At 60.4% G+C, this 14008-nt stretch carries 14 protein-coding genes and 1 riboswitch; of the genes, 6 read left to right on the top strand and 8 right to left on the bottom strand.

What is annotated here, in order from left to right; genetic code table 11:
• The first annotated feature begins 16 nt into the window (after positions 1-16).
• Positions 17-595, top strand: a complete 579-nt coding sequence (locus JFT44_RS02975) for a YceI family protein (protein WP_057440349.1) — start codon at positions 17-19, stop codon at positions 593-595.
• A gap of 228 nt (positions 596-823) precedes the next feature.
• Here JFT44_RS02975 and JFT44_RS02970 read toward each other — a convergent pair whose 3' ends face one another.
• The 4 genes from JFT44_RS02970 to ahcY form a co-directional block, all read right to left on the bottom strand.
• Positions 824-2704: a DEAD/DEAH box helicase gene (locus JFT44_RS02970; RefSeq protein ID WP_057440348.1), complete on the bottom strand. Its 1881-nt coding sequence runs from the start codon at positions 2702-2704 to the stop codon at positions 824-826.
• Positions 2705-2927: 223 nt separating this feature from the next.
• On the bottom strand, positions 2928-3731 hold the full coding sequence (locus JFT44_RS02965; RefSeq protein WP_057960862.1) for an ABC transporter substrate-binding protein: 804 nt from the start codon (positions 3729-3731) through the stop codon (positions 2928-2930).
• A 129-nt stretch (positions 3732-3860) separates the two neighbouring features.
• A complete protein-coding gene (gene metF, locus JFT44_RS02960) occupies positions 3861-4706 on the bottom strand; it encodes a methylenetetrahydrofolate reductase [NAD(P)H] (protein WP_057440341.1) in 846 nt (281 codons plus the stop codon).
• Between the two features lie 175 nt (positions 4707-4881).
• A complete protein-coding gene (gene ahcY / locus JFT44_RS02955; RefSeq protein ID WP_038444076.1) occupies positions 4882-6291 on the bottom strand; it encodes an adenosylhomocysteinase in 1410 nt (469 codons plus the stop codon).
• Between the two features lie 21 nt (positions 6292-6312).
• A riboswitch (S-adenosyl-L-homocysteine riboswitch) is annotated at positions 6313-6420 on the bottom strand.
• A gap of 198 nt (positions 6421-6618) precedes the next feature.
• On the opposite strand from ahcY, the gene JFT44_RS02950 reads away from it, so the two are divergent.
• The 3 genes from JFT44_RS02950 (at position 6619) to JFT44_RS02940 (ending at position 10012) form a co-directional block, all read left to right on the top strand.
• Positions 6619-7023, top strand: a complete 405-nt coding sequence (locus JFT44_RS02950; protein WP_057440220.1) for an acyl-CoA thioesterase — start codon at positions 6619-6621, stop codon at positions 7021-7023.
• A 98-nt stretch (positions 7024-7121) separates the two neighbouring features.
• Positions 7122-9053, top strand: coding sequence for a patatin-like phospholipase family protein (locus tag JFT44_RS02945; RefSeq protein ID WP_198830340.1), 1932 nt, complete (start codon positions 7122-7124; stop codon positions 9051-9053).
• A 71-nt stretch (positions 9054-9124) separates the two neighbouring features.
• A complete protein-coding gene (locus tag JFT44_RS02940) occupies positions 9125-10012 on the top strand; it encodes a formate/nitrite transporter family protein (protein WP_057440222.1) in 888 nt (295 codons plus the stop codon).
• Positions 10013-10070: 58 nt separating this feature from the next.
• On the opposite strand, the gene JFT44_RS02935 is transcribed toward JFT44_RS02940, so the two are convergent.
• The 3 genes from JFT44_RS02935 to JFT44_RS02925 are packed head-to-tail and all read right to left on the bottom strand — an operon-like array spanning position 10071 to position 11250.
• On the bottom strand, positions 10071-10490 hold the full coding sequence (locus JFT44_RS02935; protein ID WP_057440342.1) for a DUF6691 family protein: 420 nt from the start codon (positions 10488-10490) through the stop codon (positions 10071-10073).
• Between the two features lie 2 nt (positions 10491-10492).
• Positions 10493-10927, bottom strand: a complete 435-nt coding sequence (locus JFT44_RS02930) for a YeeE/YedE family protein (RefSeq protein ID WP_198830339.1) — start codon at positions 10925-10927, stop codon at positions 10493-10495.
• Positions 10924-11250: a helix-turn-helix transcriptional regulator gene (locus JFT44_RS02925; protein ID WP_057440224.1), complete on the bottom strand. Its 327-nt coding sequence runs from the start codon at positions 11248-11250 to the stop codon at positions 10924-10926. The genes JFT44_RS02930 and JFT44_RS02925 overlap by 4 nt, the downstream gene beginning before the upstream one ends.
• A gap of 234 nt (positions 11251-11484) precedes the next feature.
• Here JFT44_RS02925 and JFT44_RS02920 point away from each other — a divergent pair, with 234 nt between their 5' ends.
• Positions 11485-12318, top strand: coding sequence for an EamA family transporter (locus JFT44_RS02920; RefSeq protein WP_057440225.1), 834 nt, complete (start codon positions 11485-11487; stop codon positions 12316-12318).
• A gap of 31 nt (positions 12319-12349) precedes the next feature.
• Complete coding sequence (locus JFT44_RS02915; protein WP_169960122.1) at positions 12350-12736, top strand: MAPEG family protein; 387 nt, start codon at positions 12350-12352, stop codon at positions 12734-12736.
• A 78-nt stretch (positions 12737-12814) separates the two neighbouring features.
• Here the strand turns inward: JFT44_RS02915 and JFT44_RS02910 are convergent, their stop codons facing one another.
• Complete coding sequence (locus JFT44_RS02910; RefSeq protein ID WP_120734273.1) at positions 12815-13996, bottom strand: murein transglycosylase A; 1182 nt, start codon at positions 13994-13996, stop codon at positions 12815-12817.
• Positions 13997-14008 lie beyond the last annotated feature (12 nt).

Genomic DNA, 14008 nt, shown 5'->3' with positions numbered 1-14008 from the left:
ACAAGGAATAGAAAGCATGTTGAAAAAGACTCTCGCCGCTCTGGCAATCGGTACTGCTCTGCTGTCTGCCGGTCAGGTGATGGCTGCTGATTACAAGATCGACAAGGAAGGCCAGCACGCCTTCATCGACTGGAAAATCAGCCACCTGGGCTACAGCTACATCCACGGTACCTTCAAGGACTGGGATGGTACGTTCAGCTGGGATGCCGCTAAGCCTGAAGCCAGCAAAATCGCCGTCGACGTGAAAACCGCCAGCCTGTGGTCCAACCACGCTGAACGTGACAAGCACATCGCCAGCAAGGACTTCCTGGACGTTGGCAAGTTCGCCGATGCCAAGTTCGTTTCGACCGCAGTTAAACCAACCGGTGAAAAAACGGCTGACGTGACCGGCGACCTGACCTTCCACGGTGTGACCAAGCCTGTGACCTTCAAGGCCACGTTCAACGGTGAAGGCAAGGATCCGTGGGGCGGCGAACGTGCTGGCTTCAACGCCAAGACTACGCTGAACCTGAATGACTTCGGCGTCAAAGGCCCTGGCCCGACTTCCCAGACTGTAGACCTGGACATCACGCTGGAAGGTGTCAAAACGAAGTAAATTCGCAGGCTGCATAAAAAACCGGATTGTGAGATCCGGTTTTTTTTAGCCTGGAATACGGTCAATGTAGGAGCTGGCTTGCCTGCGATAGCGGCAGGTCAGCCACCTGCGATGCAGGCTGAAGTACCGTCATCGCAGGCAAGCCAGCTTCTGCAGTTGATCGTTGTCGAGCCCATAAAAATGCCCCGGATCTTTCGATGCGGGGCATTTTTCATGGCGCTTTGAAAATCAGCGGTTGCGGGTCAGCAACGCTGGTTTTTCACCACGAGGGCGGCCTGGCAGTTGATCCAACTGCTCAGGTGTCGGGAAGCGATCGCTTTTCGACTCCTTGTGGATGATCTTCGGCGTCGTGCCGCTGCGCGGGTTCTGCACGGCAGGTTCCGAGGCGCGTGGCTGCTCATCACGTGCAGGGCGGCGGTTGCGCGACTCTTCGCGACGGGCCTGGCCATCACGCGGTGCGCCGTTACGCGGACCATTGCGCTTGGCCGGTGGGGTGCCGGTGGTAGCGCCGTTGCTGCTGCGCGGACCGTTCTGGCGACCCTGTGGCTGGCCGCCGGTGCGCGGAGCGCCTGCACCAGCGCCCGGTGCCGGGGCACCTGGGCGACGACCACGGCCCTGGGCCGGTTTGGCCTGTGGCACGTAGTCCACGCGGTTACCGAAGTTATCCACGTCATCGTCGAGGAACTCGTCCGGTGCGCGGTCGGCTGCGGCGCGTGGCGGCTGGCTCGGCTGGCGCTGTTCGCGGGCCGGGGTGCCTTCGCGGGGCTTTTGCTCGCGGGCTGGGCGTTCGCCACGGCCGTTGGTAGGTGCCTTGTCTTTGCCACCTTTGTCCTTGCCTTTGTCGCGACGACCACCGCCACCACCGCCGCCGTTCGGGCCATCGCCCTTAGGACCACGTGGGTTGCGCGGGTTACGCACGTCCGGACGCTCGCGCACTTCCGGTTTTTCGGCTTCTACGGTGCTGGCATCGAAGCCCATCAGGTCGCCGTCGGCGATTTTCTGCTTGGTCATGCGCTCGATGCTTTTCAGCAGTTTTTCTTCATCCGGGGCGACCAGGGAAATGGCCTCGCCCGAACGACCGGCACGGCCAGTACGGCCGATACGGTGCACATAGTCTTCATCGACGTTTGGCAGCTCGAAGTTGACCACATGCGGCAGTTGGTCGATATCCAGGCCGCGGGCGGCGATATCGGTGGCGACCAGGATCCGTACGGAGCCGGCCTTGAAGTCGGCCAGGGCCTTGGTCCGCGCGTTCTGGCTCTTGTTGCCGTGGATGGCGACGGCGGTCAGGCCGTGCTTGTCCAGGTACTCGGCCAGGCGGTTGGCGCCATGCTTGGTGCGGGTGAACACCAGCACTTGTTCCCAGGCACCGGCGGTAATCAGGTGGGCCAACAGCGAGCGCTTGTGGCTGGCTGGCAGGCGGAACACCCGCTGCTCGATACGCTCGACCGTGGTGTTGGGCGGCGTGACTTCGATGCGCTCGGGGTTGTGCAGCAGCTTGCCGGCCAGGGCGGTGATGTCGTTGGAGAACGTTGCCGAGAACAGCAGGTTCTGACGCTTGGCCGGCAGGCGCGCGAGGACTTTCTTCACGTCATGGACAAAGCCCATGTCGAGCATGCGGTCGGCTTCGTCCAGCACGAGGATTTCCACGTGGGACAGATCGACGCTGCCTTGGCCACACAGGTCGAGCAAACGACCAGGGCAGGCGACCAGCACGTCAACTCCACGGGACATGGCCTGAACCTGGGGGTTCATGCCAACGCCGCCGAAGATGCAGGCACTGACGAACTTCAGGTCGCGGGCGTACAGCTTGAAGCTGTCATGCACTTGTGCGGCGAGTTCGCGGGTAGGGGTCAGGACCAGTACGCGGGGTTGGCGCGGGCCGTGACGCTGGGATTTGTCCGGGTGACCATTGGGGAACAACCGCTCCAGAATCGGGAGGGCGAAGCCGCCGGTTTTACCAGTACCTGTCTGAGCCGCGACCATCAGGTCGCGACCTTGCAACACGGCGGGAATAGCCCGCTGTTGCACCGGAGTAGGCTCGGTATAGCCCGCTGCCTCGATGGCGCGGACTAAAGCCTCGGAGAGACCGAGGGAAGCAAAGGACATGAGTAATCCTGTTTGTAGTTAGGGCTTGGCCCAAAGGGATAATCTTGCCGGGCGTGAATCGCGTTTAGAGGAACGCAACCCCGTCCGGTCCTGCTGGGGCTGGCAGGCACTCCAACGGCTCGCGCGGGCTGCAAAGCTGCGCAGTAGCGGGGTTGGATGCCTGTTATACGACCACAACGGCCGGGCGTAAGCCTGGCGGAAAGGCCGGAGTATAACAGAGCAATCACCGCGCGCCGCTTTCCTGCTGCTCAACGGTTTGCTCCAGCGGCGGCGAGGGGGCAGTTTTGGCACTGTTGCCGGCATATTTTGCACTCAGGGCGGCATAGGCGGGCTCTTGCTTGAAGCGCTTGAGCTCGGCACCAAAGCGCTGCACCAGCAAGTCCATGCCCGCGCCACGGCGTACGGCGAGGAATTGTTTCTGGCTGCTGATCACCGGCGACGCCTGGGTAACGTGGTGTTCCAGGCCTAACTCCTTGAGCACATGCTGGCCAACCCGGCGGTCGGTGATCACCAGATCAATCCGGCCACGGGCCAGTTTACCGAAGTTGGCCTCATGGCTGGGGGCCGGCTCGCGGGTAAACAGGGTGGATTCGCTGAACCCGGCGCTATACAGGTAGCCGGGGGAGGTGCCGATGGTCAGCCCTTTGAGGTCATCCAGGGTCTGGAACGGATGTGGGCGCTCGTTGGCGTAGAACATCACAAACTCAACCTGGGACAGCGGTTCGCTGGGATAAAGCAGCGCCGCGTCGCGTTCGTGGCTGTGGAAAATATCCAGCGCGCCATCGGCCAGGCCCTGGTCGAGCATGGCCAGGCAACGTTTCCAGGGCAGGAACTGCCATTGCACCTCGATCCCCAGGCGCTCGAACACGATGACGGTGGCCTCGTAGTCGAGCCCGCGCATCTGGCCGTTTTCTTCGTAGACGTAAGGGGCCCAGGGTTCGGTGACAATGCGCAATTTCTCGCCGTGGGCGGTCAGGCTCAGGCAAGTGAAAAGGACAGCGGTCAACAGCTGGAAAATGACGGGCATACCCTGAGGTTACGACTGTCGCAGGTTAAAGAGAAGCTCTGGATCGGGGATCTTCAGGCCGCAAACCTGAACTTTTATTGTGCCGCCGGGCCGGGAAGGAATCCCGGCTGGCGGTACAAAGGGGCAGCCTCAGCGTGGCAGCTTGAGGTTGTTCCAGATTGCCAGGCTCGGGTCAGCCTGGTTCAGGGTGTAGAAGTGCAGGCCCGGCGCGCCACCTTGCAGCAAGGTTTCGCACATTTCACTGATGACTTGCTCGCCAAAGGCCTGGATGCTTTTGACGTCATCGCCATAGGCTTCCAGCTGCTTGCGTACCCAGCGTGGGATTTCTGCACCGCAGGCGTCAGAGAAGCGCGCCAGCTTGCTGTAGTTGGTGATCGGCATGATGCCCGGCACGATTGGGATATTCACACCCAGGGCCTGCACGCGCTCGACGAAGTAGAAGTAGCTGTCGGCGTTGAAGAAGTACTGGGTGATCGCACTGTTGGCGCCGGCTTCGGCCTTGCGCACGAAGTTGCGCAGATCGTCTTCGAAATTGCGCGCCTGAGGGTGCATTTCCGGGTAGGCGGCTACTTCGATATGGAAGTGGTCGCCAGTCTCTTCACGAATGAAGCTCACCAGGTCATTGGCATAGCGCAACTCGCCGCTGGCCATGCCCATGCCGGATGGCAGGTCACCGCGCAGGGCGACGATACGCTTGATGCCGGCGGCCTTGTATTGGGTCAGCAGGCTGCGCAGGTCGGCCTTGCTGTCGCCTACGCAGGACAGGTGCGGCGCGGCGGGCACTTTGGCTTCGCTTTCCAGTTGCAGTACGGTGTTGATCGTGCGATCACGGGTCGAGCCGCCTGCGCCGTAGGTGCAGGAGAAGAAGTCGGGGTTGTAGCTGGCCAACTGCTTGGCAGTCGCCATCAATTTTTCATGCCCAGCATCGGTCTTGGTCGGGAAGAACTCGAAGCTGTAGCGACGGTCTTGGGACATGGTCATACCCTTGGAAACTCAAAAAACCGGAAGACATACACCGTCAATGTGGGAGCGGGCTTGCTCGCGAAAGCGGAGTTTCAGTCAACATACCTGATACTGAAACATCGCTTTCGCGAGCAAGCCCGCTCCCACAGAAGCCTGCCCTCCACATGGAGAGCAGGCAACAGGCCGATCAGTAGCGGTAGGCGTGCGGCTTGAACGGACCTTCAACCGTCACGCCGATGTAGTCGGCCTGGGTCTTGGTCAGTTGCGTCACGACGCCGCCGAAGCCGCGGACCATTTCCAGGGCCACTTCTTCGTCGAGTTTCTTCGGCAGTACTTCCACGGTCAGGCGCTCGGCTTTCTGGGCGGGCGACAGGTCGGCGTATTTCTGGCCGAACAGGAAGATCTGCGCCAGTACCTGGTTGGCGAACGAGCCATCCATGATGCGGCTTGGGTGGCCAGTGGCGTTACCCAGGTTTACCAGGCGGCCTTCGGCCAGCAGGATCAGGTAGTCATCGTTCTGTGGGTCGAAATCGCCAGCGCCGGTACGGTGAACCTTGTGCACCTGAGGTTTGACTTCTTCCCATGCCCAGTTCTTGCGCATGAAAGCGGTGTCGATCTCGTTGTCGAAGTGCCCGATGTTGCACACCACGGCGCGCTTTTTCAGGGCCTTGAGCATGTTGGCATCGCACACATTGACGTTACCGGTGGTGGTCACGATCAGGTCGATTTTGCCCAGCAGGGCTTTGTCGATGCTCGCTTCGGTGCCGTCGTTCTGGCCGTCGATGAACGGCGAGACCACTTCGAAACCGTCCATGCAGGCTTGCATGGCGCAGATCGGGTCAACTTCGGAGACCTTGACGATCATGCCTTCCTGACGCAGGGACTGGGACGAACCCTTGCCCACGTCGCCGTAGCCGATCACCAGGGCTTGCTTGCCCGACAGCAGGTGGTCGGTGCCGCGCTTGATCGCATCGTTGAGGCTGTGACGGCAGCCGTACTTGTTGTCATTCTTGCTCTTGGTCACCGAGTCGTTGACGTTGATGGCCGGGATTTTCAGCTCGCCCTTGGCCAGCATGTCCAGCAGGCGGTGTACGCCGGTGGTGGTTTCTTCGGTCACGCCATGGACGCGGTCCAGGATGGCCGGGTACTTCTTGTGCAGCAGCTCGGTCAGGTCGCCGCCGTCGTCGAGGATCATGTTGGCATCCCAAGGCGCGCCATCTTTCAGGATGGTTTGCTCCAGGCACCACTCGTACTCTTCTTCGGTCTCGCCTTTCCAGGCGAAGACAGGGATGCCAGCGGCTGCGATGGCGGCAGCGGCCTGGTCCTGAGTCGAGAAGATGTTGCAGGACGACCAGCGCACTTCGGCACCCAGGGCAACCAGGGTTTCGATCAGCACGGCAGTCTGGATGGTCATGTGGATGCAGCCGAGAATCTTCGCGCCCTTGAGCGGCTGTTCAGCGGCGTACTTGCGGCGCAGACCCATCAGGGCTGGCATTTCGGATTCGGCGATAAAGGTTTCGCGACGGCCCCAGGCAGCGAGGGACATGTCGGCGACTTTGTAGTCGGTAAAACCTGCAGGCGTGATTACAGCGCTCATGAAGAGCCTCCATTCGTAGTGTGCGAATGGGCGCCGTTGTGCGTTTAGTATCCAGCCAGGACAACCCGGCCGGGCAACGCCCCATCCGAGCCTGACAGGCCAGGGCCTGCTGCAGCGCCCCTCGGACAGGTGGCGGGAGAACGGTATCAGTCACAGATGACCGTTTTGAAGCGGTGGCGATTATAGCTGCCTGCGCCTGACTTCCCAAGCCTTTCTGTCGGGGGCATGAAGATCGTTCATGGTGCTGATAGGCAATGGCTCATAGAGCTTGGGCCGGCGCTCTGCCATGATGTTGCCCATCATTCGGCAAGACGCTTTGGAGTGAACATGAACTTCCACACCCGCAAATGGGTAAAACCCGAAGACCTCAACCCCAACGGCACCCTGTTCGGTGGCAGCCTGTTGCGCTGGATCGACGAAGAAGCGGCGATCTACGCCATCGTTCAACTGGGCAACCAGCGTGTGGTGACCAAGTACATCTCCGAGATCAATTTTGTCAGCGCCTCGCGCCAGGGCGACATCATCGAGCTGGGCATCACCGCCACCGAGTTTGGCCGCACCTCCATCACCCTGACCTGTGAAGTGCGCAACAAGATCACGCGCAAAAGCATCCTCACCGTGGAAAAAATGGTCTTCGTCAACCTCGGCGAAGACGGTCTGCCGGCACCCCACGGGCGTACCGAGATCAAGTACGTGAAAGACCAGTTCCAGGATGACAACCTCACTGAGTAACCCCGGCCCGGCCTGATTTGATTTACCAAATCTGTCCGGGTGGATCGCTTCCAGGCTTTCTCTGCACTCAGGACCACATCCTGTAGAGAGAGCCCGCAATGAAAGTGACCGCCAACCCGGCTGCCAAGACTCAGCCGTCATCGCGGCAACCCCCGCCACCCCCCGCCCAAGGCACCAAGACACCCTTGGTCGAGGGCGTCGGCCCGCGAAAGCTGAGCCTGTTTCGAGACAGTAAGGGGCAGGTGGAGGTGGTGCTGTCACCCCCTGCGGTCAGCCATCTGGTACTCAGCGGCGGTGGCGCCAAGGGCATCGCCTTCCCCGGGATGGTCCAGGCCCTTGAAGAAACCGGAACACTGCCAGGCATCTCCGCCATTTCTGGTTCATCTGCCGGTGCGATTTCTGCAGCGCTGCTGGCCAGTGGTATGGGAGCCAAGGCCTTCGGCACGCTCTCAAACAGCATTGATCTGCCCAGCCTGCTCAACAGCCCCAACCCTTTGACGGCCTGGCTGCAAAATGCCGGGGCGAGCCTCGGCAAACTTGCCGGGCGCCTGCCAGGCCCGGCGGGCAACATTTCCCAATTGCTGCTGACCATGATGCCGCGCCTGCAAACCCAGGCGCACTCGCTCGAAGACCTGATCCGTAACGAGTCACGCAAGTCGATCCTGGCCCATATTGCCGCCATGCCCAGGGCAGCCCGCCCCGACGAAGTGATGAAAATCGCCGACAGGCTGAGCGCCGGAGGGGCACCAACCTTTGCTGATCTTGACGTGCTGAGCAGGCATATCCCGGCGATCAAGCAACTGAACATCACGGGGACCGGCATGTTCGATGGTCGCCCGCAGTTGGTGGTGTTCAACGCCAGCCTGACCCCGGATATGGACATTGCCCGCGCCGCGCATATCTCGGGCTCCCTACCGGGACTGTTCAAAAGCCCTGCCGAGCAAGGCCATGGGTTTCAGGCAGGGGGGGAAACCACTTTTTTCCAGGACGGTGGCTTGGTGCTCAACACCCCGGCACCCGGGGTGATCGATCGCTCGTTTCTCGAGAGCCCGCTGAGCCAGCCGGAGTCGTTGATCGTCAAATTCGAGTCCCAGGCTCCTGCATCGCAGAAAAAGAGCGGCAGCGTCATAAGCGCTGTTGCGGACAAACTGACAGGCACTGCCCATACGGCTGCAGGTGCCTATCAACAGCAACGCCTCAAGGAATTTAACGAGCAAACCGTGGTGCTGCCGCTCAAATCCGCCAAAGGTGACTTTAGTGGCCTGCTCAGTGGCACGGTCAATTTCACCATGACCGCCGAGCAGAAAAAGCATTTGCAGGCCCAGGCCCGGCAAGCGGTGACGCAGCACCAGGAGCAGCGCAGCAAGGTGCGTGAGCGGCACTTGTTCGAGTCATTGGACGACGCGGTGCTGGCGATGGACGATGCAATGCTTGCCAGCGTGCAAGTGGCACTCCAGAAGGATCCCGCCGCGGCGAATGTGCTGCGTTTTCGCAAGCAGGCACAGCAGGCATTGCAAGCCCTGGACGCAGCGATTACCGAGGCCAACAAGGCAGGCAATACTTTGGTCTTCACGCCTGGGTTGCTCTCTGCGCTGCGTAACCTGGATGCACTGGTTACCCGGCCCCAGCATATCGAGTGGTTGGGGCGGCGGCTTAACGCCCCTGGGCAGCATAACTTCCAGCAACTGTTGCAGGTGGTTGCCAAGCACAATCAGGGGGCTTCCACGCCAACCTCCAAGGTCATGACCAGTGCCGTGGCTCAAATGCAGCGACGGGATATTGCCGTAAAAGCCGACAACTTCACCCGCGAAGTCATCTACCCCTCCCTCTACCGTGCAGGCCAGACGGCCGCCAACGTCGAGCTTCTGCAGCGGGCCGCGCGCGACCTGGCCACGGCAACGACGCCGGCCGAGTTCAATCGGGTGCTCGACGACATCATTGAACACTATGGTGCGCGTAATAAACCCTGGTCCAAGCCACTGAGCTCGACCACCGTGGAAATGGCCAAGGCCTGGCGCATCCCGCTTTAGTTCTCCGGCCACTGAACAGCCACTGCGCCAGCGTGTCGTAGCTACAGGCACCCCTTGGACACTGGAACATCATGGCCACCCAAAAAGACGGCAAAACTCCCAACCTGTCGCAGGAAGAGCAGCAGGATGTGGACAAGAACCAACCGCCCAGGGCAGCGGTGCTGCATGAAATCATTCGCACCCAGGGCGACCAGGAACTGGAGCGCAGCGTCGCGGCGCTGTGGTGGTCGGCGCTGGCCGCCGGCCTGACCATGGGCCTGTCATTAATGGCCATGGGGCTGCTCAACTCACGCCTGCCGGGCGGTGAAGGCTTCAAGGTGATTGCCAGCTTTGGCTACTGCGCAGGTTTTCTCGCGGTGATCCTTGCGCGCCAGCAACTGTTCACCGAAAACACCCTGACCGCCGTGCTCCCGGTGATGAGCAAGCCGACCCTGGGCAATGCCGGGCGCCTGCTGCGGTTGTGGACGGTGGTACTGGTGGGCAATCTTTGCGGCACCTTGCTGGTGGCCTACGTGATGCTGCACCTGCCTATTTTCGACACCAAGACCGACCTGGCCTTCCTCGACATCGGGCGCAAGGTCATGGAGAACGACACGGGCCAGATGTTTGCCAAAGGCATCGTCTCCGGCTGGATGATCGCCACCATGGTGTGGATGATCCCGTCCATGGAAAGCGCCAAGATGTGGATCATTATCCTGATCACCTACCTGATGGCCCTGGGTGATTTCACCCACATTGTCGTCGGTTCGGCGGAGGTGTCCTATCTGGTATTTGCCGGCGAGCTACCGTGGAAGGACTTCTGGCTGGTATTTGCCGGGCCGACCCTGGCGGGCAATATCATCGGCGGCAGTTTTATCTTCGCGCTGATCAGCCATGCGCAGATTCGCAGCGAAGGCAGCCTGCCGGGCAAGCAGGCTGCGGACCCGAGGCATCCGCAGTCGATCGACAAGGATCAGTGATGTTCAGACGTGGCCTGGGGTTCAGCCTGGGTCATTCGCTTTCACGTCTATCGCCTAATCAGGTCGTGCGTCGACGATCCAATAGAGAGAACACGTACATACCGGCCAACATGGCCAATACGAATATGATGATTTGCCCATGCCCCGTAAGCAGAATAGCGACGGCTGGCCCAGGGCAGATCCCCGCAACTCCCCAACCTATACCGAACACCAGGCTGCCGCCAATCAAGCGGGTATCCAACTCTCGGCTAATCGGTAACTGCATGGGGGCACCTAGCAACGATCGCTTGTTCTTGCGCGCCCAACTCAGGGGAATAACCGCCACTGCGATAGCTCCTCCCATCACCAGTGCGAGTGACGGATCCCAGGCCCCGGCCACATCAAGAAAAGCCAATACCTTGGCGGGGTTCGCCATGCCTGCCAGGAGTAGACCCAGGCCGAAGATCAGCCCTGCAAAAAATGCGCTCGACTTGATCATCTTCATGCTCCCACCACATGACGAATGATGTACACCGTTGCAATGCCTGCGAACATAAAGCAGATCGTTGCTGCAATGGAGCGGGGAGACAATCGAGAGATCCCACAAACACCATGACCGCTTGTACAACCGGAGCCGTAGCGAGTTCCCAAACCGACGAGCAGGCCTGCGATAATCAGGGCCGGCCACTCTGCCTTGATCTCGATTTCCGGCAATACGGTAAACGCCCCCCACAACAATGGCGCCATCACCAGGCCAAGAAGAAATAGCGCCTTTTCGCTCCAGCCTTCACTGCCAAAATGCATCACGCTTCCAATCAAGCCACTGATTCCTGCGATACGGCCATTTGCGAGAACAAACAAGCTAACCGCCAGCCCTATCAAGGCCCCTCCGCCTACGGAAGTCCAAGGCGTAAAGTTGATCCAATCAATGCTCATTTTGCATCTCCTGCACAGAAGTGCTGATAAAGGACATGGATCACCGCGAGCGCTACAGAGCTGCTGATTCGGTAATAGACTTGCTTTCCTGCCCGTCGCGTTTCCACCATCTCCTTGCGACGTAGCACCGCGAGTTGCTGAGACAACGTAGGTTGCTGAATGCCTGACAAGGCCTCTAAATCGGTAACATTTAGCTCGCCCTGCGACAACTGGCAGAGGAGGAGCAATCGTTCAGGGTTTGCCAGCGCTTTCAGTAGCTGGCCAGCGGCTTCAGCACTAGCTCGCAGTTGCTGGATATCAAGTTCATGTTCAAGAGGTGGCATGACTGCTGACTCATTTAGTGTTTATATAATATATATATTTACATAGTGAGCAGCTAAGGCTGTGGTGTCTAGACGGGTGTAGCCTGTATCCAGACCTGAAAAAGTCGACGCCAGTGAGACTAAACCTTATCCACCGATGGTGGGTGGCAGGCCGATAAAGCGGAAACCCACATAAGCGTGCAGGGTGCTGACACATGACGAATCAAATCTGGCCATTCTGACAAGGGGCTCCCTGTGGTTGCGACAGCCTTGGTGCTGGTAGCGGCGCTGTTGCATGCGACGTGGAACACCTTGATCAAGTTCAGCGGCGAGCGCCTGTTGGTGATCGCCTGCATGGACAGCGTGGCCCTGTTGTTTGTTCTGCTGGCAGTGGGATTTGTGTCGTTGCCGCCCCTGGAAATCTGGCCGTGGATCATCGCATCGGCCTTGTTCGAGTTGCTCTATCGCTACCTGCTGATCCAGGCCTACCGCGTTGGCGACCTGGGGCTGGTGTATCCGCTGATGCGCGGCTTATCACCGCTGGTGGTGCTGGCGTTGACCCTGGTGTTTGCCGGGGAAGTGCTCAGTACCCAGCAGATTGTCGGCATCCTGCTGATCCCGTTCGGCATGCTGTGCCTGCTTTGGCAGGGCGGTGGCGGGGAGCGGCTGCCCTGGTCGATGTTGCCGGTGGTGGCGCTGATCGGCCTGTGCATCGGCTGCTACACCTTCCTTGATGGCCAGGCGCTGCGGCGCTGGTCGCACCCGTTGGACTATCTGGTATGGCTGACCCTGCTCAGTGCCTGGCCCTTTCCCCTGCTGGCCATGGTGCGCAAGCGCGCGGCGTTCAGCCTGTTTTGGCGCACGCAATGGCGGTTGGGGCTGAGCGTGGGGTTGTGCGTGTTGTTGAGCTACGCTCTGGTGCTTTGGGCCATGCAGTTGGGCTCAATTGCCGAGGCCGCCGCGCTGCGAGAAGTCAGCGTGATCCTGGTGGTGTTGTTCGGTATGCGTTACCTGAAAGAACCTTTCGGCCGCTCCCGGCTCTTAGCCTGTGGGTTGGTACTGATCGGCATGCTCGTGATGAAACTCTAACCAGCGGATAAAACTAAAAAAGGAATGAGTGATGACTGTTGCTTTCTGGTGTGTGTTGATCGCAATTTTTCTGCCTTACCTGTGTACTGGCGTGGCCAAGTTCAGTGGTGGCAAATTCGGGCCCCGGCAGAACCACGACCCCCGGGCCTTCCTGGAAACCCTCGAAGGCTTTGCCAAACGCGCCCATAGCGCACAGCTCAACAGCTTTGAAGTGACCCCGGCGTTTGCCGCAGCGGTGATCATTGCCCACCTTGCGGGCAACGCGGAACTGGTGACCATCAACGTACTGGCGGTGCTGTTTATCACCAGCCGCCTGCTGTACATCATCTGCTACCTGGCGGACTGGGCGATCTTGCGTTCGCTGGTGTGGTTTGTGGGCATGGCGTTGATTGCGAGCTTCTTCTTCGCTTCGATCTAAGGCACGCAGCCAACCCTTGTGGGAGCTGGCATGCCAGCGATGGCGGATTTGAAACCGCCATCGCCGGTAAACCGGCTCCTACAAAGGCGCGTCCGGCACTTGAGGCAGCGCCGCACCCTTGGGCCACAGCATCCAGATCTGGCCTTGCTGCTTCATGTTCCCGGCCAGCTCGCCCGCTGCATCACCCGTGCCCCAGAACAGGTCTGCACGCACCTCACCGACAATCGCGCCCCCCGTATCCTGGGCCGCTACCGGCCGTACGATCGGTGCGCCATCGGGGCGGGTGGTGGACAACCACAGCAGGCTGCCCAGTGGGATCACCTTGCGGTCCACGGCCACGCTGTAGCCTGCGGTCAGTGGTACGTTCAGCGAGCCGCGCGGGCCTTCATTGCTGTCGGGCCGGGTGCTGAAGAACACGTAGCTGGGGTTGCTCGCCAGTAACTCCGGGATCCGCTCGGGATGGGCCTTGGCCCAGGCACTGATGGCGCCCATGCTCACTTCTTCTTTCTTCAACTCGCCTTGCTCCACCAGCCAGCGGCCGATAGGGCGGTAGGGGAAACCGTTCTGGTCGGCATAGCCCACGCGCAGTTGACGACCGTTCGCCAACTGGATGCGGCCCGAACCCTGGATTTGCAGGAATTGCAGGTCCATCGGGTGGGTCAGCCAGGCGATGGGCTTGGCGCTGGAGCCTTGCTGGTTGAGGGTGCCGGCATCGTCATAGGGCTTGAGTACCCGCCCTTCCAGGCGCCCACGCAGGCGTTTGCCCTTGAGCTCCGGGTAGATGCTTTCCAGGTTGACGATGATCAGGTCGTCTGGCACCCCGTACACAGGAACATGGGCGGTCTTGGTTTCGGTAAGGCTGCCGGGGTAGACCGGTTCGTAGTAGCCGGTGATCAGGCCATTGGGCGTGTTGTCTGCCGAGCGCAAGCCATACACCTCCAGCTGTTGCTTGAGGAAACCCCGGATATCACCGGCATTGCCCGGCACATTGGCCGCGGCAGCGCAGGTGGTGCCCCACACCGGATCGTTCTTCAGGCGTTGGCAGGCACTGCGCCAGGATTCGAAGCCGGCTTGCAGGTCAGTGTCCGAAACTTCCGGCAGGGCTTCCCAGGTGGCGCTGACATAGGTCGCCACGGCGTGGGGTTTTTCCGGCTCGGGCTTGGGGGTCGGGGCGTTGCCGCCGTCGCATCCGGCGAGCAGCGCGATCATCGGCAGAGCCCATGCCAGTCGGCGGCTCCAGGGGTTCAACAGGTTATTCATGCAAGTAATTCC

Origin of the sequence: Pseudomonas sp. MF5691 (genome assembly GCF_016405645.1) — a bacterium.
GTDB lineage: Bacteria > Pseudomonadota > Gammaproteobacteria > Pseudomonadales > Pseudomonadaceae > Aquipseudomonas > Aquipseudomonas shahriarae.
The sequence above is the reverse complement of the archived record's forward strand: the minus strand, read 5'-3'. Positions and strand labels throughout refer to the sequence as shown.

Bases quoted from the DNA above. Each gene is read 5' to 3' on its own strand.
- JFT44_RS02930 (WP_198830339.1), bottom strand. From the start codon at position 10,927: ATGAGCATTGATTGGATCAACTTTACGCCTTGGACTTCCGTAGGCGGA.
- JFT44_RS02915 (WP_169960122.1), top strand. From the start codon at position 12,350: ATGACTGTTGCTTTCTGGTGTGTGTTGATCGCAATTTTTCTGCCTTAC.
- JFT44_RS02935 (WP_057440342.1), bottom strand. From the start codon at position 10,490: ATGATCAAGTCGAGCGCATTTTTTGCAGGGCTGATCTTCGGCCTGGGT.
- JFT44_RS02910 (WP_120734273.1), bottom strand. From the start codon at position 13,996: ATGAATAACCTGTTGAACCCCTGGAGCCGCCGACTGGCATGGGCTCTG.
- JFT44_RS02970 (WP_057440348.1), bottom strand. From the start codon at position 2,704: ATGTCCTTTGCTTCCCTCGGTCTCTCCGAGGCTTTAGTCCGCGCCATC.
- JFT44_RS02945 (WP_198830340.1), top strand. From the start codon at position 7,122: ATGAAAGTGACCGCCAACCCGGCTGCCAAGACTCAGCCGTCATCGCGG.
- JFT44_RS02940 (WP_057440222.1), top strand. From the start codon at position 9,125: ATGGCCACCCAAAAAGACGGCAAAACTCCCAACCTGTCGCAGGAAGAG.
- JFT44_RS02950 (WP_057440220.1), top strand. From the start codon at position 6,619: ATGAACTTCCACACCCGCAAATGGGTAAAACCCGAAGACCTCAACCCC.
- JFT44_RS02965 (WP_057960862.1), bottom strand. From the start codon at position 3,731: ATGCCCGTCATTTTCCAGCTGTTGACCGCTGTCCTTTTCACTTGCCTG.
- JFT44_RS02925 (WP_057440224.1), bottom strand. From the start codon at position 11,250: ATGCCACCTCTTGAACATGAACTTGATATCCAGCAACTGCGAGCTAGT.
- metF (WP_057440341.1), bottom strand. From the start codon at position 4,706: ATGTCCCAAGACCGTCGCTACAGCTTCGAGTTCTTCCCGACCAAGACC.
- JFT44_RS02975 (WP_057440349.1), top strand. From the start codon at position 17: ATGTTGAAAAAGACTCTCGCCGCTCTGGCAATCGGTACTGCTCTGCTG.
- ahcY (WP_038444076.1), bottom strand. From the start codon at position 6,291: ATGAGCGCTGTAATCACGCCTGCAGGTTTTACCGACTACAAAGTCGCC.